At 67.3% G+C, this 22,238-nt stretch carries 16 protein-coding genes; all 16 read left to right on the top strand.

All coding sequences use genetic code 11. The features are described from left to right. The first annotated feature begins 1 nt into the window (after position 1). On the top strand, positions 2-832 hold the full coding sequence (locus AB0M51_RS34850) for an ABC transporter permease (RefSeq protein ID WP_344191618.1): 831 nt from the start codon (positions 2-4) through the stop codon (positions 830-832). Then, positions 829-2,157, top strand: a complete 1,329-nt coding sequence (locus tag AB0M51_RS34845) for an MCE family protein (RefSeq protein ID WP_344191620.1) — start codon at positions 829-831, stop codon at positions 2,155-2,157. Before AB0M51_RS34850 ends, AB0M51_RS34845 begins: the two co-directional genes overlap by 4 nt. Continuing rightward, positions 2,154-3,185, top strand: coding sequence for an MlaD family protein (locus tag AB0M51_RS34840; RefSeq protein WP_344191622.1), 1,032 nt, complete (start codon positions 2,154-2,156; stop codon positions 3,183-3,185). Before AB0M51_RS34845 ends, AB0M51_RS34840 begins: the two co-directional genes overlap by 4 nt. Beyond that, positions 3,182-4,195, top strand: a complete 1,014-nt coding sequence (locus AB0M51_RS34835) for an MCE family protein (RefSeq protein WP_344191624.1) — start codon at positions 3,182-3,184, stop codon at positions 4,193-4,195. The genes AB0M51_RS34840 and AB0M51_RS34835 overlap by 4 nt, the downstream gene beginning before the upstream one ends. Then, the gene (locus tag AB0M51_RS34830) at positions 4,195-5,382 is read left to right on the top strand and encodes an MCE family protein (protein WP_344191626.1); all 1,188 of its coding nucleotides are present in this window, start codon (positions 4,195-4,197) and stop codon (positions 5,380-5,382) included. The genes AB0M51_RS34835 and AB0M51_RS34830 overlap by 1 nt, the downstream gene beginning before the upstream one ends. Beyond that, the gene (locus tag AB0M51_RS34825; protein ID WP_344191628.1) at positions 5,379-6,602 is read left to right on the top strand and encodes an MCE family protein; all 1,224 of its coding nucleotides are present in this window, start codon (positions 5,379-5,381) and stop codon (positions 6,600-6,602) included. Before AB0M51_RS34830 ends, AB0M51_RS34825 begins: the two co-directional genes overlap by 4 nt. Further along, complete coding sequence (locus AB0M51_RS34820) at positions 6,599-7,888, top strand: MlaD family protein (RefSeq protein WP_344191630.1); 1,290 nt, start codon at positions 6,599-6,601, stop codon at positions 7,886-7,888. The genes AB0M51_RS34825 and AB0M51_RS34820 overlap by 4 nt, the downstream gene beginning before the upstream one ends. Beyond that, a complete protein-coding gene (locus AB0M51_RS34815; protein WP_344191632.1) occupies positions 7,885-8,376 on the top strand; it encodes a hypothetical protein in 492 nt (163 codons plus the stop codon). The genes AB0M51_RS34820 and AB0M51_RS34815 overlap by 4 nt, the downstream gene beginning before the upstream one ends. Next, on the top strand, positions 8,376-9,026 hold the full coding sequence (locus AB0M51_RS34810) for a hypothetical protein (protein ID WP_344191634.1): 651 nt from the start codon (positions 8,376-8,378) through the stop codon (positions 9,024-9,026). The genes AB0M51_RS34815 and AB0M51_RS34810 overlap by 1 nt, the downstream gene beginning before the upstream one ends. Positions 9,027-9,304: 278 nt before the next feature. Beyond that, complete coding sequence (gene rpoB, locus AB0M51_RS34805) at positions 9,305-12,787, top strand: DNA-directed RNA polymerase subunit beta (RefSeq protein WP_344191636.1); 3,483 nt, start codon at positions 9,305-9,307, stop codon at positions 12,785-12,787. A gap of 68 nt (positions 12,788-12,855) precedes the next feature. After that, complete coding sequence (locus tag AB0M51_RS34800; RefSeq protein ID WP_344191638.1) at positions 12,856-16,716, top strand: DNA-directed RNA polymerase subunit beta'; 3,861 nt, start codon at positions 12,856-12,858, stop codon at positions 16,714-16,716. A 141-nt stretch (positions 16,717-16,857) separates the two neighbouring features. Further along, positions 16,858-18,147, top strand: a complete 1,290-nt coding sequence (locus tag AB0M51_RS34795) for a nuclear transport factor 2 family protein (RefSeq protein ID WP_344191640.1) — start codon at positions 16,858-16,860, stop codon at positions 18,145-18,147. Beyond that, complete coding sequence (locus tag AB0M51_RS34790) at positions 18,140-18,898, top strand: maleylpyruvate isomerase N-terminal domain-containing protein (RefSeq protein WP_344191643.1); 759 nt, start codon at positions 18,140-18,142, stop codon at positions 18,896-18,898. Before AB0M51_RS34795 ends, AB0M51_RS34790 begins: the two co-directional genes overlap by 8 nt. Before the next feature lie 277 nt (positions 18,899-19,175). Continuing rightward, on the top strand, positions 19,176-19,550 hold the full coding sequence (gene rpsL / locus AB0M51_RS34785) for a 30S ribosomal protein S12 (protein ID WP_141854829.1): 375 nt from the start codon (positions 19,176-19,178) through the stop codon (positions 19,548-19,550). Beyond that, positions 19,550-20,020 (top strand): 30S ribosomal protein S7, encoded by a 471-nt coding sequence (rpsG, locus tag AB0M51_RS34780; protein ID WP_141854827.1) that lies wholly within the window; start codon positions 19,550-19,552, stop codon positions 20,018-20,020. Before rpsL ends, rpsG begins: the two co-directional genes overlap by 1 nt. A 70-nt stretch (positions 20,021-20,090) precedes the next feature. Further along, positions 20,091-22,202 carry an elongation factor G gene (gene fusA, locus AB0M51_RS34775; protein WP_344191645.1) on the top strand — a complete coding sequence of 704 codons (2,112 nt, stop codon included), beginning with the start codon at positions 20,091-20,093 and terminating at the stop codon, positions 22,200-22,202. Positions 22,203-22,238 lie beyond the last annotated feature (36 nt).

The raw sequence follows: 22,238 nt of genomic DNA, 5'->3' as shown, positions 1-22,238 counted from the left end.
CGTGTCGGCCCTGGTGGACACCCTGGTGAAGAAGCCGCTGAACTCGCTCGACAAGCTCGGCGAGCAGCTGGCGTTCTACATCAAGGCGCTGGCCTGGTCCGGCAAGTCCGTCACCCGGTACCGCAAGGAGATCCTGCGGCTGCTCGCCGAGGTGACGCTCGGCACCGGTGCGCTCGCGGTGATCGGCGGCACCGTCGGCGTGATCACGTTCCTGGCGTTCTTCACCGGCACCGAGGTCGGCCTGCAGGGCTACTCGGCGCTGAACCAGATCGGCACGTCGGCCTTCGCCGGTTTCGTGTCGGCGTACATCAACACCCGTGAGATCGGCCCGCTGATCGCCGGTATCGCGCTCGCCGCGACCGTCGGCTGCGGGTTCACCGCACAGCTCGGCGCGATGCGGATCAGCGAGGAGATCGACGCCCTCGAGGTGATGGCGATCCCGTCGCTGCCGTTCCTGGTCACCACCCGGATCATTGCCGGGCTGGTCGCCGTGATCCCGCTGTACGTCGTGGGCCTGCTCGCGTCGTACTTCGCCACCAGGCTGACCGTGACCACGTTCTACGGGCAGAGCACCGGCACGTACGACCACTACTTCCACCTGTTCCTGCCGCCCGGGGACGTGCTCTGGTCGTTCGGCAAGGTGCTGGTGTTCTCGGTGCTGGTGATCCTGGTGCACTGCTACCACGGGTACCACGCCACCGGCGGTCCCGCGGGCGTCGGCGTCGCCGTCGGGCGCGCCGTACGGACGTCGATCGTCGTCATCAACGTCGTCGACCTGCTGTTGTCGATGGCCATCTGGGGTACGACGACCACTGTGAGGCTGGCCGGATGACCCGACTCATTTCGCACAAGGTCTTGGGCGTCGCGTTCATCGGCGTCCTGGTGTTCCTGTTGTGGCTGACGTATGCGTTCTACGCCAAGGTCTTCGTCAAGACCGTGAACGTCGAGCTGAAGACCAGCCATATCGGCCTGCAGCTGAACGAGCACGCGGACGTGAAGCTGCGCGGGATCATCGTCGGCGAGGTCCGCAAGGTGTCCACGAACGGCGACGAGGCGACGGTCGACCTGGCGCTGAAGCCGGACCAGGTGGACGAGATCTCCGCCGCGGTCAGCGCCCGGATCCTGCCGAAGACGCTGTTCGGCGAGAAGTACGTCGCGCTGGTGCCGCCGAACGGCCCGGAGGGCGCGCACATCAAGGCCGGCGACGTGATCCAGCGGGACAAGACCGCGGTCGGCATCGAGATCGAGAAGGTGCTGAACGACGCGCTGCCGCTGCTCCAGGCGGTCGACCCGGCCGACCTGAACGCCACGCTGAACACGCTCGCCACCGCGCTGGAAGGCCGCGGTACCGAGATCGCCGGCACGCTGACCCAGCTGGACGCGTACCTGAAGAAGCTCAACCCGAGCGTCCCGAAGCTGATGGACGCGCTCGCCAAGCTCAGCCAGGTCTCGGACATCTACGGCGACGCGACTCCGGATCTCGTCCGTGCGCTGCGCAACCTGACCATCACCGGCAACACGGTGGTGGAGAAGCAGAAGCAGCTGCAGTCGTTCTTCGTCGACGTCCAGCAACTGTCCACCACCGGTGACGCGTTCCTGAAGGCGAACGAGGACCGGGTGATCCGGCTCGGCCAGGTCAGCCGCCCGGTGCTCGACCTGCTGGAGAAGTACGCGCCCGAGGTGCCGTGCTTCCTGCAGGTGATGACCGACACCACGCCGATCCTCAACGACACGTTCCGCAACGGCCAGCTGAACATCAACCTCGAGCTGATCACCAACCAGCCGACGCCGTACGAACCGAACGAGAAGCCGGTGTACGCCGACCACCGCGGCCCGACCTGCGTCGGCAAGAACTACAGCGTCCCCGGCGAGAAGCCCGGCCCGTACACGCAGCAGAACCCGGCGCCGTACGTGACCGGTGACGACGGCGTGATCGGCGACCACAACAAGAACCAGCGTTTCCCGGTGAACCTGAAGCTGAACAGCGCGATGCCCGGTGCCGCGATGGACACCCAGGGTGTCGGTACGCCGGCCGAGCAGCAGGTGATCGACTCGGTCGTCGGCCCCGCGATGGGCGTGCCCGCGAACGACGTACCCGACCTGACGACGCTGATCGTCGGCCCCCTCCTCCGCGGCGGGCAGGTGAACCTCCGATGAGCTTCTTCGACAAGAAGACGACGTTCGACACCGTCCGGCTCGGGATCTTCGTGGTGGTGACGACGATCGCGACCGCGCTGCTCGCGGTGACGATCGGCAACATCAGCTTCAACCCGACCACGAAGTACCGCGCGGTGTTCACCGACGCGGTCGGGCTGAACCAGGGCGACGACATCCGGATCGCCGGCGTCAAGGTCGGGCAGGTCGACAAGATCCAGCTCTACCAGGACAAACTCGCGATGGTGACGTTCAGCGTCGACTCCGACCAGGTGCTGGACACCTCGACGCACGCGACGCTGCGCTACCGGAACCTGGTCGGCAACCGGTACGTCGCGCTCACCGACGGCGTCGGCGGCGGCCCGCGGCTGAAGAAGAACGGCATCATCCCGAAGGAACGGACGACGCCCGCGCTGGACCTGTCGGTGCTGTTCAACGGGTTCAAGCCGCTGTTCACCGCGCTCACCCCGGCGGACGTGAACCAGTTCGCGTTCGAGGTGATCAAGGTGCTGCAGGGCGAGGGCGGCACGATCGAGTCGCTGCTGGCCAAGACCGCCTCGCTGACCACCACGCTGGCGAACGCCGACCAGGTGATCGGCGACCTGATCACGAACCTGACCTCGACGCTGCAGATCGTCTCGCAGCGGCAGCAGAACTTCTCCCAGTTGCTGGTCAACCTGCAGCAGTTCATCACCGGCCTGAGCCAGGACATCAACCCGATCCTCAGCTCGCTGACCTCGATCAACTCGCTGAACACCAAGACCGCCGGCCTGCTGCAGCAGACCCGGGTGCCGATCAAGGCCGACCTGGACAAGCTCCGCACGGTCGCGAGCACCCTCGACGACACCCAGTCGATCTGGGTGAAGACCCTGCAGTTCATGCCACAGAAGCTGAACACGATGACCCGGACCGCGTCGTACGGCTCCTGGTTCAACTTCTACCTGTGCAACTTCGACGGCAACGTCACGCTGCCGATCGGCACCCGGATCCCGGTTGCCTACGACAACAACTCGGCGAGGTGCAAGAAGTGAAGCCTTTCCGGGAGCAGAACCAGGTGACGATCGGCGTGGTCGGCCTGACCGTGATCGGCCTGATCATGCTGGCCGCGTTCAAGGCCCAGGACCTGCCGCTGATCGGCGGCGGCACGAAGTACTCGGCGCAGTTCTCCGAGGCCGGCGGGCTGAAGGCGAACGACGAGATCCGGGTGGCCGGCGTCCGGGTCGGCAAGGTCCGCGACGTGGTCCTCGAGGGCACCCACGTGCGGGTCGACTTCGTGGTCGACAAGGGCGTCAAGCTCGGCGACGAGACCGGCGCCGAGATGAAGATCAAGACCCTCCTCGGCCAGAAGTACCTGAAGCTCGACCCGGCGGGCTCAGGCCGGCTGAAGCCCGGTTCGGAGATCCCGCTGGACCGGACGATCTCGGCGTACGACGTGGTCGACGCGTTCACGGATCTCGCCAACACCACCGAGCGGATCAACACCGCGCAGCTCGCGAAGGCCCTGGACACGCTGTCGGCGACGTTCCAGAACACGCCCGAAGAGGTGCAGGCCTCGCTCGCCGGTCTGTCCAAGCTGTCCGAGAACGTCGCCAAGCGCGACGCCCAGCTGAAACTCCTGCTGCAGCACTCGAACGTGGTCACCAAGGTGCTCGCCGACCGCAACCAGCAGCTGATCAAGCTGATGAAGGACGGCAACAAGGTCTTCCAAGCGGTGCAGGCACGGCGCGCGCTGATCCACCAGTTGCTGGTCTCGACGCAGGCGCTGTCCGCGCAGATCACCGCACTGGTCCGGGAGAACCGCAAGGACCTCGCCCCGACCCTGCAGAAGGTGAACGCGGTGCTCGCGGTCCTCCTGCAGAACCAGAACTCGCTGGACGCCAGCCTCAAGGGCCTCGCGCCGTTCGTCCGGGTGTTCACGAACACGCTCGGCACCGGGCCGTGGTTCGACACGTACCTGCAGAACCTGGCGCCGGTCCCGGAGATCCCATTGCCCAAGGTGCTGCCCACCGGGCTGCCCCCGATCCTCGGAGGTGGCGGCTGATGAGGGTGAACGGGCTGTCCCGGCTGATCGCGGTGGCGGTGGTCCTGGTGATCCTCGCGGTCAGCGCGGTCACACTGTGGCCGAAGCCGAAGCGGGTGACCGCTACGGCGTACTTCCCGCGGGCGGTGTCGATCTACCCGGGGTCGGACGTCCGGATCCTCGGCATCAAGGTCGGCGAGGTGGAGAGCATCACGCCTGCCGGGCGTTCGGTCCGGGTGAAGTTCTGGTGGGACGCGAAGAACAAGGTGCCCGCGACCGCGAAGGCCGTGATCGCCTCGCCCTCGATCGTCGCGGACCGATACCTGCAGCTCACCCCGGCGTACTCCAAGGGCGCGGTGATGGCCGACGGCGCCGAGATCCCGCTGGACCGGACCGCCGTACCGCTGGAGCTCGACCAGATCTACCAGAGCCTCAACGACCTGTCGGTGGCGCTCGGCCCGAAGGGTGCGAACGACCAGGGCGCGCTGGCCCGGCTGCTCGACGTCTCGGCGAAGAACCTGAACGGCCAGGGCGCGAAGATCAACCAGACCATCACCGACGTGTCGAAACTGACCAGCACGCTGTCGGGGAACTCGTCGGCGCTGTTCAACACGATCCGCCAGTTGCAGACGTTCGTCTCGGCGCTGGCGGCGAACGACGCGCTGGTCAAGCAGTTCAACACGAACTTCGCCCAGACCACGACCACCCTGGCCGGTGAGCGGAAGGACCTGGGTACGGCGCTGTCGCTGCTGGCGACCGCGCTCGGCGAGGTCGCGACGTTCGTGAAGGAGAACCGCGGTCTGGTGAAGACGACCGTCTCCAGCGCCACGAAGCTGTCGGAGATCCTGGTCAAGGAGAAGGCTGCGATCGCGGAGGTCCTGGACACCGCGCCGCTCGGCCTCGGCAACCTGGCCCGGATCTACAACCCGCAGTACGGCACGCTGGACCAGCGCCTGAACGCCTCCCAGCTCGACGACCCCGCGACGTTCATCTGCTCGCTGCTGATCCAGGCCGGGCAGGGGATGTCGTCCTGCTCGGCGCTGAAGCCGGTGCTGGACGCGCTCAACAAGCTCACGAAGATCACCGGTCTGGCCGGCGGTGCCCCGGCCAGCGGCGGCCCGGCCGGTACTCCGTGGGCACCCGCGCCGCAGGCCCCGCTGAACCGCCCGGACCCGGTCGACCCGACGCTCGGGGGGCTGGTCAAGTGAAGCGCCCGCTGTCGTTCGTCGCCGGCGTGGCCGCGCTCGCGATGCTGCTCACCGGCTGCGACTTCTCCGTGTACTCGCTGCCGCTCCCGGGCGGCGCGAAGATCAAGGGGCCGTCGTACTCCGTCACCGTCGAGTTCGCGGACGTCCTGGACCTGGTGCCGAAGTCGTCGGTGAAGGTCGACGACGTCACCGTCGGCACGGTCGAGAAGGTGTGGCTGGACGGGTATGTCGCCAAGGTACGGATCCGGCTGCCGAAGAGCCTCGACCTGCCCGACAACACGCACGCCACGATCCGCCAGACGAGCCTGCTCGGTGAGAAGTTCGTGTCGTTGTCCCGGCCGACCGGGTCCGAGCAGCCGCACGGCAAGCTCGAGAACGGCGAGCTGATCCCGCTGTCCCGGACGACCAGCAACGTCGAGGTCGAGGAAGTCCTGTCGGCACTGTCGCTGCTGCTGAACGGCGGCGGCGTGGCCCAGCTGCAGATCATCACCCAGGAGCTGAACAAGGCCCTGACCGGCAACGAGCCGGCGATCCGCAGCGTGCTGACGCAGCTGAACATCTTCGTCGGGACCCTGGACCAGAACAAGAACCGGATCATCACCGCGATCAAGTCGGTGGACGCGCTGGCGAAGAAGCTGAACGCCCAGAAGGCGACGCTGGCGACCGCGATCGACTCATTGCCGAACTCGATCAAGGTGCTGGACCAGCAGCGGGCCGCACTGGTCAAGACGCTGCAGGCGCTGGCCACGCTGGGCAACACGGCGACCCGGGTGATCACGTCCGCGCAGGCGGACCTGGTGGCGAACCTGAAGTCGCTGTTCCCGATCCTGACCAAGCTGGCCGAGGCGGGGGAGAACCTGCCGAAGTCGCTCCAGTTGCTGTTCACGTACCCGTTCCCGGACCAGGCGGCCAACGCCGCGAAGGGCGACTACACGAACCTCGGTATCACCGTGGACGTGGACACCCAGAAGGCGCTGAAGAGCCTGATCGGGATCCAGCTCCCGACCGTCGGCCCCACCGCCATCCCGACCGGCCGGATCAGCCTCCCGATCCACCTGCCGACCAGCGCGGCCACGTCGGGGCCGAACGTGCCGGTGCCGACCGGTACCGCGACGACCTGCATCACGCTGCTCGGGCAGCCGCTGTGCTCGCCGAAACTCAACCGGTCCGGGTTCGATCCCGACCTGGCCCGGGCCCTGATGCCGGGAGCGGTCTCATGATCACCAGAGCGGTCCGGATCCAGCTGATGGTGTTCCTGCTGATCACCGTCGTCGGCGTCGCGTTCGTCGGCGCCCGGTACGCGCAGGTCGACCAACTGGTGGTGAACAAGAACTACACGGTGTCCGCCAGCTTCGCCGAGTCCGGCGGGATCTTCTCCGGCGCCGAGGTGACGTACCGGGGCCAGCCGGTCGGCCGGGTCGGCGAGCTCAAGCTGCTGCCCGACGGCGTCGACGTGAACCTGGAGATCGACAAGAAGTACAAGATCCCGAACGACCTGCTCGCGGTGGTCGCGAACCGGTCCGCGATCGGTGAGCAGTACGTCGACCTGCAGCCGCGGCGCGAGGGATCGCCGTACCTGCAGAACAACTCGAAGATCGCCCGCCAGGACACCGCGATCCCGATCGACACCACCGAACTGCTGCTGAACCTCGACCAGCTGGTGAACTCGGTCGACAAGCAGAGCCTGAAGACCACGGTCCGCGAGCTCGGCGCCGCGCTGAAGGGCAAGGGCACCGATCTTCAGAAGATCATCGACAGCTCCGGCAAGCTGATCGACGACGCGGACGCGAACGTGCTGCAGACCATCAAGCTGATCAACGACGGCGACACCGTGCTGGCCACCCAGGTGGCGAGCGGCGACGCGATCAAGACCTGGGCGAAGAACCTGGCGCTGCTGTCCGACACCCTGGTCAGCTCCGACACGAACCTGCGGACCGTCATCGACCAGGGCTCGCTGGCCTCCACCCAGGTCACCGGGCTGATCCGGGACAACAGCGCGGACGTCGCGGTGCTGCTCGGTAACCTGCTGACGGTGAGCGAACTGACCGCGGTCCGGCTGGATGCCGTCGAGCAGCTGATGGTGGTGTACCCGGCGGTGGCGATGGGCGGGTACGTCGTACCGGCGAAGGACCCGGGGACCGGGCACTACGACGCGCACTTCGGCCTGGTCGTCGGGCTCAGCCCGCACGCCTGCACGACCGGGTACGGCGGCACCGACAGGCGGGTCCCGCAGATCCTCACGAACACGCCCGCGAACACGAATGCCGGCTGTACGGCGAACCCGTCGAGCGGCGTGAACGTCCGCGGCTCGCAGAACAAGCCGGCGCCCTCGTCGCGGTACCTGAACCGGACCGGGTACGGCGTCGGCTACGACCCGGCGACCGGGCAGGCGGGCGGTACCGGCGGGATGCCGGACATCGTGCTCGGCTCGACCGGCGGACAGCAGGAGCTGCTCGGCAGCGACTCCTGGAAGGCACTCATCCTCGGACCGGTGACCGGCAAGTGATCGCACGGAACGGCCGGCTGTTGCTGGCCTGGGCGTTGAGCGTGCTGCTGATCGTGGCGCTCGCGGGACTGACCCTGTCGGTGGTGGCGCTGAGCAAGCAGCGCGCCGCCGCCGAGGAGCGGACCGGCGCGATGAAGGCGGCACGGCAGCTGGCGCTGGACTTCACGACGTACGACTACCAGACCTGGGACGCGGACTCGAAGCGGGTCATCGACGACTCCACCGGGCAGTTCAAGCAGGAGTTCCAGGCCGGGATCGACGCGGTGAAGACCGACGTGGTGTCGAACAAGGCGACCTCGAAGGGGGACGTGAAGGAGGCGGGTGTGGTGTCCAGCGACAAGGACTCCGCGCAGGTGCTGGTGATCGTGAACGCGGTGGTGACGAACACCGCGTCGACCACCGGGACCGAACGCCGGTACCGGATCAAGCTGGACATGGTCCGCGAGAAGGGCCGCTGGCTGACCGCCGACCTGCAGGTGGTGGGCTGATGCCGGCACGCAATCGCCCCCGGATCGCCGGCCAGCGCCGCCCCGCGAAGCCGGAGAGCGTCCAGGACGAGCGTCCGCAGGATGTGACCCCGGCCACAGCGGAGCCGGAAGTCACGCCGGTCGTCGAGCCGGTCGTACGGGAATCATCTACGGAGAGTGATCGTCCGCGCGGTCTGGGGAACCTGCTGACCGCCGCACTCGGCGTGGTCGTCGTTCTCACCCTGGCCGTCGCCGCCGTGCTCGGCGTCAAGGCCTGGCACGGCCGGCAGGCCGAGGACGCCCGGGACCAGGCCGCCGCGGCCGGCCGGAAGGCCGCCGAGACCGCGCTCAGCTACGACTACCGGCACCTGGACCAGAGTTTCGCCGCCGCGCGGGCGACGATGACGCCGGACTTCGCGGCGAAGTTCGACGAGACCGCGAAGGTGGCCGGCGAGCTCGCCACCAAGACCAAGGCCACGGTGAAGGCCGACGTCCGCGAGGTGGCGGTCCGCGACGGCGACGCCGACCGGGTCACGCTGATCATCTTCGTGAACCAGACCACCACCAGCACGATCACGAAGGGTAGTCCCCGGGTGGACCTGAACCGGACCCGGTTCACGATGGTCCGAAATGGCGACCGATGGCTGGTCCAGGAGATCGCCGGACTGTAACCTCTTCCTAACTCCGCACCAAAAGGACGCCGGGTGGCTCCCAAGGATGTCTGCACAGGTGATCTACCTGCCGCGGACCCCGGGTCGGTCCTTGACGGAGAGGGTGGTCCGACGGCAAACTGTTGGACCCCATTGGACAGGCTTGCCTGGATCATGTAACCTATTGCTTTGCGCTGCCTTTTCCCTCGCCCTCGTTCGAGTTGTCACTTGACTGGGGCGGCTTGGCGTGCGCTCCCAGCACCGAAGTGATTTTTTGCGAGCCCGTGGAAGGACGCCCCTTGGTCGCCTCGCGCAACCCCCAGTCCGACAGCATTTCCAACGTCACCGGCCCCCGCCGCATCTCCTTCGCGAAGATCTCCGAACCTCTCCAGGTTCCGGATCTGCTTGCGCTGCAGGTGGACAGTTTCGACTGGCTGGTCGGTAACGAAACGTGGCAGGCCCGGGTGGCCGCCGCCGAGGCCGAGGGGCGGTCGGACCTGTCCGGCCCCAGCGGCCTGGAAGAGATTTTCGAGGAGATCTCCCCGATCGAGGACTTCAGCGGCACCATGTCGCTGTCGTTCCGCGACCACCGCTTCGAGCCGCCGAAGAACACGGTCGACGAGTGCAAGGAGCGGGACGTCACGTACTCCGCGCCGCTGTTCGTCACGGCCGAGTTCATGAACAACGAGACCGGCGAGATCAAGAGCCAGACCGTGTTCATGGGCGACTTCCCGCTGATGACCCGCAAGGGCACGTTCGTGATCAACGGCACCGAGCGTGTCGTGGTCTCGCAGCTCGTCCGCTCGCCCGGTGTGTACTTCGAGCGCACCCCGGACAAGACGTCCGACAAGGACATCTTCACCGCCAAGATCATCCCGTCGCGCGGTGCGTGGCTGGAGTTCGAGGTGGACAAGCGCGACATGGTCGGCGTCCGCCTCGACCGCAAGCGCAAGCAGAACGTCACCGTCCTGCTCAAGGCGCTCGGCTGGACCGACGCGCAGATCCTCGAGGAGTTCGGCGACTACGAGTCGATCCGGCTCACCCTGGAGAAGGACCACACCTCCGGCCAGGACGACGCGCTGCTCGACATCTACCGCAAGCTGCGTCCGGGTGAGCCGCCGACCCGCGAGGCCGCGCAGGCGCTGCTGGAGAACTACTACTTCAACGGCAAGCGCTACGACCTGGCCAAGGTCGGCCGCTACAAGATCAACAAGAAGCTCGGCCGGGACGAGGCGCACGACCAGGCGGTGCTGACCGTCGACGACATCGTCGCCACGATCAAGTACCTGGTCGCGCTGCACGAGGGCAAGACCGAGCTGCCGGCTCCGCGCGGCGAGATCGTGGTCGAAGAGGACGACATCGACCACTTCGGTAACCGCCGTCTGCGTACCGTCGGCGAGCTGATCCAGAACCAGCTGCGCACCGGCCTGGCCCGGATGGAGCGCGTGGTCCGGGAGCGGATGACGACCCAGGACGTCGAGGCGATCACGCCGCAGACCCTGATCAACATCCGTCCGGTGGTCGCGGCGCTGAAGGAGTTCTTCGGGACCTCCCAGCTGTCGCAGTTCATGGACCAGACCAACCCGGTCGCGGGTCTGACCCACAAGCGCCGCCTGAACGCGCTCGGCCCGGGTGGTCTGAGCCGTGAGCGGGCCGGCTTCGAGGTCCGCGACGTGCACCCGTCCCACTACGGCCGGATGTGCCCGATCGAGACCCCGGAAGGCCCGAACATCGGCCTGATCGGCTCGCTCGCGTCGTACGGCCGGGTGAACGCGTTCGGCTTCGTCGAGACGCCGTACCGCAAGGTCGTCGACGGCCAGGTCACCGACCAGGTGGACTACCTGACCGCGGACGAGGAGGACCGGTTCGTCATCGCGCAGGCGAACGCCGCGCTGAACGACGACAACCGGTTCGCCGAGGAGCGCGTGCTGGTCCGCCGCCGGCACGGTGAGGTCGAGCTCGTGCCGGTCGACGACGTCGACTACATGGACGTCTCGCCGCGCCAGATGGTGTCGGTGGCGACCGCGCTGATCCCGTTCCTCGAGCACGACGACGCGAACCGCGCGCTGATGGGTTCGAACATGCAGCGCCAGGCGGTGCCGCTGATCACCTCGGACGCCCCGCTGGTCGGTACCGGCATGGAGTTCCGCGGTGCGGTCGACGCCGGCGACGTGGTCGTCTCCGACAAGGCGGGTGTGGTCAAGGAGGTCTCGGCCGACCTGATCGAGATCGCCGCCGACGACGGCACGTACCAGACCTACCGGATGGCGAAGTTCCGCCGCTCGAACCAGGGCACCTGCATCAACCAGCGCCCGCTGGTCGACGCCGGGCAGCGGGTCGAGATCGGTACGCCGCTGGCCGACGGTCCGTGCACCGACGAGGGCGAGATGGCTCTCGGCCGGAACATGCTGGTCGCGTTCATGACGTGGGAGGGCTACAACTACGAGGACGCGATCATCCTCAGCCAGCGCGTCGTGCAGCAGGACCTGCTGACCTCGATCCACATCGAGGAGCACGAGGTCGACGCCCGCGACACCAAGCTGGGCCCGGAGGAGATCACCCGGGACATCCCGAACGTCTCCGACGAGATGCTGTCCGACCTGGACGAGCGCGGCATCATCCGGATCGGCGCCGAGGTCACCACCGGCGACATCCTGGTCGGCAAGGTCACCCCGAAGGGCGAGACCGAGCTGACCCCGGAGGAGCGGCTGCTGCGCGCGATCTTCGGTGAGAAGGCGCGCGAGGTCCGCGACACGTCGCTGAAGGTGCCGCACGGCGAGGAGGGCACCGTCATCGGTGTCCGGGTCTTCGACCGCGACAACGGCGACGAGCTGCCGCCGGGCGTCAACCAGCTGGTCCGGGTGTACGTCGCCCAGAAGCGGAAGATCTCGGTCGGCGACAAGCTGGCCGGCCGGCACGGCAACAAGGGCGTCATCTCGAAGATCCTGCCGGTCGAGGACATGCCGTTCCTCGAGGACGGCACCCACGTCGACGTGATCCTGAACCCGCTGGGCGTGCCCGGCCGGATGAACGTCGGCCAGGTGCTGGAGACCCACCTCGGCTGGATCGCCTCCCGCGGCTGGGAGGTCGACCCGGAGAACGAGGAGGAGTGGGCGCAGCGGCTGATCAAGATCGGCGCCGGTGCGGCCGAGCCGATGACGAACGTCGCCACCCCGGTCTTCGACGGCGCCACCGAGGAAGAGGTCACCGGCCTGCTGTCCTCGACGCTGCCGAACCGGGACGGCGTCCGGATGGTCAACGGCCAGGGCAAGGCGAAGCTGTTCGACGGCCGTTCGGGTGAGCCGTTCCCGGACCCGATCGGTGTCGGCTACATGTACATGCTGAAGCTGCACCACCTGGTCGACGACAAGATCCACGCCCGTTCGACGGGCCCGTACTCGATGATCACCCAGCAGCCGCTGGGCGGTAAGGCCCAGTTCGGTGGCCAGCGGTTCGGCGAGATGGAGGTGTGGGCCCTGGAGGCCTACGGTGCCGCCTTCGCGCTGCAGGAGCTGCTGACCATCAAGTCCGACGACGTCGTCGGGCGGGTCAAGGTGTACGAAGCGATCGTCAAGGGCGAGAACATCCCGGAGCCGGGTATCCCGGAGTCGTTCAAGGTTCTGGTCAAGGAAATGCAGTCCCTCTGCCTCAATGTCGAGGTGCTCTCGTCCGACGGAAGCCGGGTCGAGATGCGCGACAGCGAGGAGGACGTCTTCCGGGCGGCGGAGGAACTGGGCATCGACCTGTCCCGGCGCGAGCCGAACAGTGTCGAGGAGGTCTGAGCGGGTTGCCGCTTGACATCAACAACCAACCCACTCAGACCACTTTTAGCAACGGGAGATAACACATCGTGCTCGACGTGAACTTCTTCGACGAGCTTCGGATCGGCCTGGCCACCGCGGACGAGATCCGCCAGTGGTCTCACGGCGAGGTCAAGAAGCCGGAGACGATCAACTACCGGACCCTCAAGCCCGAGCGTGACGGTCTGTTCTGCGAGAAGATCTTCGGTCCCACCCGGGACTGGGAGTGCTACTGCGGCAAGTACAAGCGCGTTCGCTTCAAGGGCATCATCTGCGAGCGGTGTGGCGTCGAGGTCACCCGCTCCAAGGTGCGCCGCGAGCGGATGGGCCACATCGAGCTGGCCGCGCCGGTCACCCACATCTGGTACTTCAAGGGTGTCCCGTCGCGGCTCGGCTACCTGCTCGACCTCGCCCCGAAGGACCTGGAGAAGGTCATCTACTTCGCGGCGTACATGATCACCGACGTCGACGAGGAGTCGCGGCACCGCGACCTGTCCTCGCTCGAGGGTCGCGTGGACGTGGAGCGCAAGCAGCTCGAGAACCGTCGTGACAACGACATCGAGCAGCGGATGAAGAAGCTCGAGGAGGACCTGGCGCAGCTCGAGGCCGAGGGTGCCAAGGCCGACGTACGCCGCAAGGTCAAGGAAGGCGCCGAGCGTGAGGTCAAGCAGCTGCGCGACCGTGCGCAGCGCGAGATCGACCGCCTCGACGAGGTCTGGACCCGGTTCAAGAACCTGAAGGTCCAGGACCTGGAGGGCGACGAGATCCTCTACCGCGCCATGAAGGAGCGGTTCGGCAAGTACTTCGAGGGCGCCATGGGTGCCGCCGCGATCCAGCGCCGGCTGGAGACCTTCGACCTGAAGGCCGAGGCGGACAACCTGCGCGAGACGATCAAGACCGGCAAGGGCCAGCGCAAGACCCGCGCCCTGAAGCGGCTCAAGGTCGTGACCGCGTTCCTGGCCACCAACAACAGCCCGATGGGCATGGTCCTGGACTGCGTCCCGGTCATCCCGCCGGACCTGCGCCCGATGGTCCAGCTCGACGGTGGCCGGTTCGCCACCTCGGACCTGAACGACCTGTACCGCCGGGTGATCAACCGGAACAACCGGCTCAAGCGGCTGCTCGACCTGGGCGCGCCGGAGATCATCGTCAACAACGAGAAGCGGATGCTGCAGGAGGCCGTCGACGCGCTGTTCGACAACGGCCGCCGCGGTCGTCCGGTCACCGGCCCGGGCAACCGGCCGCTGAAGTCGCTGTCCGACATGCTCAAGGGCAAGCAGGGTCGTTTCCGTCAGAACCTGCTCGGCAAGCGCGTCGACTACTCGGGCCGTTCGGTCATCGTGGTCGGCCCGCAGCTGAAGCTGCACCAGTGCGGTCTGCCGAAGGCGATGGCGCTGGAGCTGTTCAAGCCGTTCGTGATGAAGCGGCTGGTCGACCTCAACCACGCGCAGAACATCAAGTCCGCCAAGCGGATGGTCGAGCGTCAGCGCGCCCAGGTCTGGGACGTGCTGGAAGAGGTCATCACCGAGCACCCGGTCCTGCTGAACCGTGCACCAACCCTGCACCGGCTCGGCATCCAGGCGTTCGAGCCGCAGCTGATCGAGGGCAAGGCGATCCAGATCCACCCGCTCGTCTGCTCCGCGTTCAACGCGGACTTCGACGGTGACCAGATGGCGGTGCACCTGCCGCTGTCGGCCGAGGCGCAGGCCGAGGCCCGGATCCTGATGCTGTCGACGAACAACATCCTGAAGCCGGCCGACGGCCGTCCGGTCACGATGCCGACCCAGGACATGATCATCGGCATCTACTTCCTGACCATGCTGAAGGACGGCGTGAAGGGCGAGGGCCGGGCGTTCGGCTCGGTGGCCGAGGGCATCATGGCCTTCGACCGCGGTGAGCTGTCGCTGCAGGCGAAGATCACGCTCCGGCTGACCGGTTCGGCCGCTCCGGCGGACGCGGTCGAGCTGCCGGGCGGCGGTTTCAGCCTGGAGACCACGCTGGGTCGCGCGCTGTTCAACGAGGCGCTGCCGGCGGACTACCCGTTCGTCGACACCGAGGTTGGCAAGAAGCAGCTCGGCGGGATCGTCAACGACCTGGCCGAGCGGTACACCAAGGTCGAGGTCGCGCACGCGCTGGACGCGCTGAAGGACCTGGGCTACTACTGGTCCACCCGGTCCGGTGTCACGGTGTCGATCGACGACTTCAGCACGCCGCCGAGCAAGCCCGAGATCATGGCCCGGTACGAGTCCCAGGCCGAGAAGGTCCAGAAGCAGTTCGAGCGGGGTCTGATCACCTCGTCCGAGCGGCGGCAGGAGCTGATCGAGATCTGGACCGGCGCCAACGCCGAGGTCGGTAAGGCGATGGAGGAGAACTTCGCCAAGGACAACCCGATCTGGATGATGGTGCACTCCGGTGCCCGAGGCAACATGATGCAGATCCGGCAGATCTCCGGTATGCGTGGTCTGGTGGCCAACCCGAAGGGCGAGATCATCGCCCGGCCGATCAAGTCCAACTTCCGTGAGGGCCTGTCGGTGGTCGAGTACTTCATCGCCACCCACGGTGCCCGGAAGGGCCTGGCCGACACCGCGCTGCGGACCGCCGACTCGGGGTACCTGACCCGTCGTCTGGTGGACGTCTCGCAGGACGTGATCATCCGCGAGGAGGACTGCGGCACCGAGCGCGGCCTGCCGAAGAAGATCGGCGAGAAGGGCCCGGACGGCAAGGTCGTGCACGCCGAGAACGTGGAGACCAGCGCCTACGCCCGGACCCTGGCGACCGACGCCTTCGACCCGGACGGCAACCTCGTCCTGGCCGCCGGCAGCGACCTCGGCGACGTCTCGATCGCGAAGCTGGTCGCGGCCGGACTCGAGGAGGTCAAGGTCCGGTCGGTGCTCACCTGTGACGCCAAGACCGGTACCTGCGCGAAGTGCTACGGCCGTTCGCTGGCCACCGGCAAGCCGGTCGACATCGGTGAGGCGGTCGGCATCATCGCCGCCCAGTCCATCGGTGAGCCCGGTACGCAGCTGACCATGCGGACCTTCCACACCGGTGGTGTCGCGGGTGATGACATCACCCACGGTCTGCCGCGTGTGGTCGAGCTCTTCGAGGCCCGCCAGCCCAAGGGCAAGGCGCCGATCTCGGAGGCCGCCGGCCGGATCTCGATCGAGGACACCGACAAGACCCGGAAGCTGGTGCTCACCCCGGACGACGGTTCCGAGGAGGTCGCCTACCCGGTGTCGAAGCGTGGCCGCCTGCTGATCGAGGAGGGTCAGCACGTCGAGGTCGGTCAGCAGTTGACGCAGGGTACGCCGGACCCGCAGGAGGTTCTGCGGATCCTGGGTGTCCGCAAGGCGCAGGAGCACCTGGTGGACGAGGTCCAGGAGGTGTACCGGTCGCAGGGTGTTGCCATCCACGACAAGCACATCGAGATCATCGTCCGGCAGATGCTGCGCCGGGTCACGGTGATCGAGTCCGGCGAGGCGAACCTGCTGCCGGGTGAGCTCGCGGACCGGATCATGTTCGAGGCGGAGAACCGTCGCGTCGTGGCCGAGGGCGGTACGCCGGCCTCCGGTCGTCCGGTGCTGATGGGTATCACCAAGGCCTCGCTGGCCACCGAGTCGTGGCTGTCGGCCGCCTCCTTCCAGGAGACGACCCGGGTCCTGACCGAGGCCGCGATCCACGGCAAGTCCGACTCCCTGGTCGGTCTGAAGGAGAACGTCATCATCGGAAAGCTGATCCCGGCGGGTACCGGCATGGACCGTTACCGCAACATCCGGGTGGAGCCCACCGAGGAGGCGAAGGCCGCGATGTACTCGATGGTCGGCTACGAGTCGTACGACTACGACTTCGGGCCGTCCAGCGGTCAGTCGGTCCCGCTCGACGACTTCGACCTCGGTTCGTACCAGAACTGAGCCGAATCACCCCGCCGAGGGCGGTACTTCCCACCTGGGAGGTGCCGCCCTCGCGGCGTTTACCAGCCGGTACGGCGAGCGCCGGAGAAGACACTCGGGGTGGCGGCTGAAAGTGTGCCCGGGATGCGCCAAGATTGGTGCATGACGGATCTGCCGGCCTACCTGCGGCCTTTCGTCTTGGGGGTTCTGGAAGGTTCTGGAGTACGCGTCGATCGCCTGGGGGAGATCGACCTGTACCGCCCGCCCGGTACCGCCCGAGGCGGCGCAATTCTCTTCGTGCACGGGGGACCAGGGCCGGACGGCCTCGAGGTGATGCCTCGGGACTGGCCGGTCTACAAGGGCTACGCGACCGCTGCCGCCAGGCGAGGCCTGGTGGCCGCAGTCGTCGACCACAGCCTGATCCACGGCCTCGACCGCCTGGTCGAGGCCGCGGACGAGGTGGAGGCCGCGGTCGCCGTACTGCGTTCGGATCCGCGCGTCGACCCCGATCGGGTCGGCCTGTGGTTCTTCTCGGGCGCCGGCCTGCTGGCCGGGGAGTGGCTGGACAGCCGCCCCGACTGGCTGCGCTTCGTATCCCTGACCTACCCGTTGCTCGCCACCCCGCCCGGTGTCGACGATCTGGTAACTGCTGCCGAGGTGATCGGCAAACACAAGGACCTGCCGGTTTTGCTGACCAGAGCTGGACTCGAGCGTGAGGAGCTCGCCGGTCCGGTCGCGGAGTTCGTATCCGCGGGAGGCGCCGCGCTGGACATCATCGACGTACCGAAAGGGCACCACGGGTTCGACATGCTCGACCACACCGAAGAATCACGCGCCGCCGTGACCAAGGCTCTCGACTGGGCGATCGCCCACCTCGGCGAGCAGCCCGGGGACGACGGCAAGCTCCTCGTCCCACCACCTCCGGCCCGTAAGAAGGCCGCCACCCCACGCCGTCGTACGCCGGCCACGGCCAAGGCCGGTGTCGCCGTGCAGGAGACGCCGGTGGCTGCTGAACCCGCTACTCAGCAGGCACCCAAGGCCACTCCCGCCCCTGCCGCGCCGGTCGCGCCGGTCGCGCAGACACCGCTCGTGGATCTCGGTGCGGCGACGGTCGCCGCCGTCACCGTGGACACCCCGGCAGCGCGGGCGATCGGCCGCGAGCACGCGGCGTACGCCGCCCACGACCTCGAGGCGTTCCTGGCGATGTACTCGCCGACCGCCCGGATCCAGCTCGCGGACGGCTCCGAACTGAAGGGCCGCCGGTTCCTTCGCGAGTACTACCGCCCGCGCTTCGACGCCGGCCGCTGCAAGACCGAGGTCATCCAGAAGATCATGCTGGGCGAGTGGGTGGTGGAACACGTCAACTGCTACGAGGACGACGGTCCGACCGCGCAACTGGCCCTCTACCGGGTCGTCGACGGCCTGATCACCGACGTCGAGTTCCGTGCCTGACCAGTTAGACCATCTGATCGAGTTCGAGCGCGCGGCCGCGGACTTCGCGGCCGCCCTCGGGTGGGTGGATCCCGCCGCCGCGGTGCCGGCCTGCCCGGGGTGGACGGTTGCCGACCTCGCCCTGCACCTGGGGTCGGGCCAGCGCTGGGCGGCGTCGATCCTGCTCAGCGGTACCTCCCAGCAGGTTCCGCAGGTGCTGCGGACGACGATCTCCTGGAGCGACTGGTACTCCGGCACGAGCGCGGCGCTGGCCGCGGCGATCCGGGCGGTCGATCCGGACGAATCCTGCTGGAACTTCGCGCCGGTGGACCAGCGCGCGGGCTTCTGGGCTCGGCGGCGCCTGCATGAGACGGTTATCCACCTGGTGGACCTGGTCCAGGCCGGCGTGGCAGCGGGCGAGCAGGTCGACACTGGTCTGGCCGTCGTACCTGCGGCGCTCGCGGCCGACGGGGTGGACGAGGTGTTCGAGGTGTTCCTGCCCCGGATGGCGGCCCGCGGGTTCGCGCCGGCGGTCACCCGGCAGCTCGGCGTACGGGCCTCCGACACCGGTGACGAATGGACGCTGACGCCTGTGTCACAAGGGATTGCGCCGCATGTGGAGCGGGGGAAGGCGGTCGGGGAGGCGGTACTCTCGGGCGCCGCGGCCGAGCTCGCGCTGTGTCTCTGGAAGCGCTTGCCGCCGGCCGTTCTGAAGGTCACCGGAGACCCTGCCGTGGCCGCCGGATTCCTGACCGGGAGGGCCACTCCGTAGGCCTAGTACACTGAACTGGCGGAATGCTCCCGACGGCGGTCAATTACTCATTTTGACCGTGCTTGGAGCAGCCGCTAGTCTTAACGATCGTGCCCGGGGTCTTTCCTGGGCCGTCATGCGTGCCCCTCGTCCAACGGGTCGGGCCGCGTGGCACGGGACTCCTGCCGACAGTCTGGAAGATTACGGCTTCGGTCTGCTCGTGCGCACGCGACACACCCGACCGCGGGGGTCAGGTAACAAGCAACAAACCCAGCCGGACGACAGAAAGAGCTACGCGGTGCCCACCATTCAGCAGCTGGTCCGCAAGGGCCGCCAGGACAAGGTGTCCAAGAACAAGACGCCGGCCCTGAAGGGTTCCCCTCAGCGTCGTGGTGTGTGCACGCGCGTCTACACGACCACGCCGAAGAAGCCGAACTCGGCCCTTCGTAAGGTTGCGCGTGTCCGCCTGACCAGCGGCATCGAGGTCACCGCGTACATCCCCGGCGTCGGCCACAACCTGCAGGAGCACTCGATCGTGCTCGTCCGTGGCGGTCGTGTGAAGGACCTTCCGGGTGTCCGGTACAAGATCATCCGCGGTTCGCTCGACACCCAGGGTGTGAAGAACCGGAAGCAGGCTCGCAGCCTCTACGGCGCGAAGAAGGAGAAGAGCTAATGCCGCGCAAGGGCCCCGCCCCGAAGCGCCCGGTCATCATCGACCCGGTCTACAGTTCGCCGCTCGTCACCCAGTTGATCTCGAAGATCCTGGTCGACGGCAAGAAGCAGATCGCCCAGCGGATCGTCTACGACGCGCTCGAGGGCACCCGGACGAAGACCGGCACCGACCCGGTGATCACGCTGAAGCGTGCGCTGGACAACGTGAAGCCGAGCATCGAGGTGAAGAGCCGCCGCGTCGGTGGTGCCACCTACCAGGTGCCGATCGAGGTCAAGCCCGGTCGTTCCACCACCCTGGCGCTGCGCTGGCTCACCACGTACTCCCGCGCCCGTCGCGAGAAGACCATGTCCGAGCGACTGATGAACGAGATCCTGGACGCGTCCAACGGTCTCGGTGCGTCCGTGAAGCGCCGCGAGGACACGCACAAGATGGCCGAAGCCAACAAGGCTTTCGCCCACTACCGCTGGTGATCCGGGGTCCGATCCGGACCCCAGCTTTCACCCTTTGACGCAGTACAGAATCGAGAGGTAGACCACCGAGGTGGCCGTACAAATCACCACCGACCTGGCCAAGGTCCGCAACATCGGGATCATGGCCCACATCGACGCCGGCAAGACGACGACGACCGAGCGGATCCTCTTCTACACCGGTATCACTTACAAGATCGGTGAGGTCCACGACGGCGCCGCCACGATGGACTGGATGGAGCAGGAGCAGGAGCGCGGCATCACGATCACGTCCGCCGCGACGACCTGCACCTGGAAAGACCACACCATCAACATCATCGACACCCCCGGACACGTCGACTTCACCGTCGAGGTGGAGCGCTCGCTGCGCGTGCTCGACGGCGCGGTCGCGGTGTTCGACGGCGTTGCCGGTGTCGAGCCGCAGTCCGAGACCGTGTGGCGTCAGGCCGACCGGTACGGCGTACCCCGGATCTGCTTCGTGAACAAGCTGGACCGGACCGGCGCCGAGTTCATGCGCTGTGTCGACATGATCGTCGACCGGCTGGCCGCGGTGCCGCTGGTGCTGCAGCTGCCGATCGGGTCCGAGGCCGACTTCATCGGCGTCGTCGACCTGATCGGGATGCGCGCACTGACCTGGCGTGGCGAGACCACGATGGGTGAGGACTACACGGTCGAGGAGATCCCGGCGTCGCACACCGAGATCGCCGCCGAGTGGCGCGACAAGCTGATCGAGACGCTGGCCGAGGCCGACGACGAGATCATGGAGCAGTACCTGGAGGGCGAGGAGCCGACCCAGGAGCAGCTCGTGGCGGGCATCCGCCGCGCGACCCTGGCGAGCAAGCTCACCCCGGTGCTGACCGGCACGGCGTTCAAGAACAAGGGCGTCCAGCCGCTGCTCGACGCGATCAACGCCTACCTGCCGAGCCCGATCGACGTCCCGGCCATCGAGGGCCACGACGTCAAGGACCCGGAGCAGGTCGTGCTGCGCAAGCCGGCCGACGACGAGCCGTTCTCGGCGCTGGCGTTCAAGATCGCGGCCGACCCGCACCTGGGCAAGCTGACCTTCATCCGGGTGTACTCCGGCAAGCTGGAGACCGGCACGCAGGTGCTGAACCCGACCAAGGGCCGCAAGGAGCGGATCGGCAAGATCTACCGGATGCACGCGAACAAGCGTGAGGAGATCGCGTCGATCGGCGCCGGCCACATCGTCGCGGTGATGGGCCTGAAGGACACCACCACCGGTGAGACGCTGTGCGACCCGGCCAAGCCGGTCGTGCTCGAGTCGATGCAGTTCCCGGCCCCGGTCATCTCGGTCGCCATCGAGCCCAAGTCGAAGGCCGACCAGGAGAAGCTGGGTGTCGCGATCCAGCGGCTCGCCGAGGAGGACCCGACCTTCCAGGTCCGGACCGACGAGGACACCGGCCAGACGATCATCGCCGGTATGGGCGAGCTGCACCTCGAGGTGCTGGTCGACCGGATGAAGCGCGAGTTCCGCGTCGAGGCCAACGTCGGCAAGCCGCAGGTCGCCTACCGCGAGACCATCAAGAAGAAGGTCGAGAAGGTCGACTACACGCACAAGAAGCAGACCGGTGGTTCGGGTCAGTTCGCGCGCGTGATCATCGACATCGAGCCGACTTCGGTCGAGGCCGGTGGCGAGGGTGGCTACGAGTTCGTCAACGCCGTCACCGGTGGCCGCATCCCCCGGGAGTACATCCCGTCGGTGGACGAGGGCGCCCAGGAGGCGATGGAGTTCGGCGTACTGGCCGGCTACCCGATGGTGGACGTCAAGGTGACGCTGCAGGACGGCGCCTACCACGACGTCGACTCCTCCGAGCTCGCGTTCAAGATCGCCGGTTCGATGGCCTTCAAGGACGCCGCCCGGCGGGCGGATCCGGTCATCCTGGAGCCCATGTTCGCGGTCGAGGTCACCACCCCCGAGGACTACATGGGTGAAGTGATCGGCGACCTCAACTCTCGCCGTGGCCAGATCCAGCAGATGGACGAAGGCCCCGGTGGCAGCCGGGTCGTGAAGGCCCTGGTGCCGTTGTCGGAGATGTTCGGGTATGTCGGTGACCTGCGGTCGAAGACCCAGGGCCGCGCGTCCTACTCGATGCAGTTCGATTCCTACGCCGAGGTTCCGAAGAACGTGGCGGAAGAGATCATCAAGAAGGCCCGGGGCGAGTAACAACTCGTTCCTGGCCACCACACCCAAAGCGCGTCG

Origin of the sequence: Kribbella sp. NPDC051137 (assembly GCF_040682535.1) — a bacterium.
GTDB lineage: Bacteria > Actinomycetota > Actinomycetes > Propionibacteriales > Kribbellaceae > Kribbella > Kribbella karoonensis.
Note: the sequence above shows the minus strand (reverse complement) of the source record. Positions and strands in the feature narration are given on the sequence as shown.

Excerpts from the sequence above, each read along its gene's own strand:
- AB0M51_RS34845 (WP_344191620.1), top strand. The coding sequence starts at position 829 with ATGACCCGACTCATTTCGCACAAGGTCTTGGGCGTCGCGTTCATCGGC.
- AB0M51_RS34840 (WP_344191622.1), top strand. The coding sequence starts at position 2,154 with ATGAGCTTCTTCGACAAGAAGACGACGTTCGACACCGTCCGGCTCGGG.
- AB0M51_RS34830 (WP_344191626.1), top strand. The coding sequence starts at position 4,195 with ATGAGGGTGAACGGGCTGTCCCGGCTGATCGCGGTGGCGGTGGTCCTG.
- AB0M51_RS34820 (WP_344191630.1), top strand. The coding sequence starts at position 6,599 with ATGATCACCAGAGCGGTCCGGATCCAGCTGATGGTGTTCCTGCTGATC.
- AB0M51_RS34810 (WP_344191634.1), top strand. The coding sequence starts at position 8,376 with ATGCCGGCACGCAATCGCCCCCGGATCGCCGGCCAGCGCCGCCCCGCG.
- AB0M51_RS34795 (WP_344191640.1), top strand. The coding sequence starts at position 16,858 with ATGACGGATCTGCCGGCCTACCTGCGGCCTTTCGTCTTGGGGGTTCTG.
- rpsG (WP_141854827.1), top strand. The coding sequence starts at position 19,550 with ATGCCGCGCAAGGGCCCCGCCCCGAAGCGCCCGGTCATCATCGACCCG.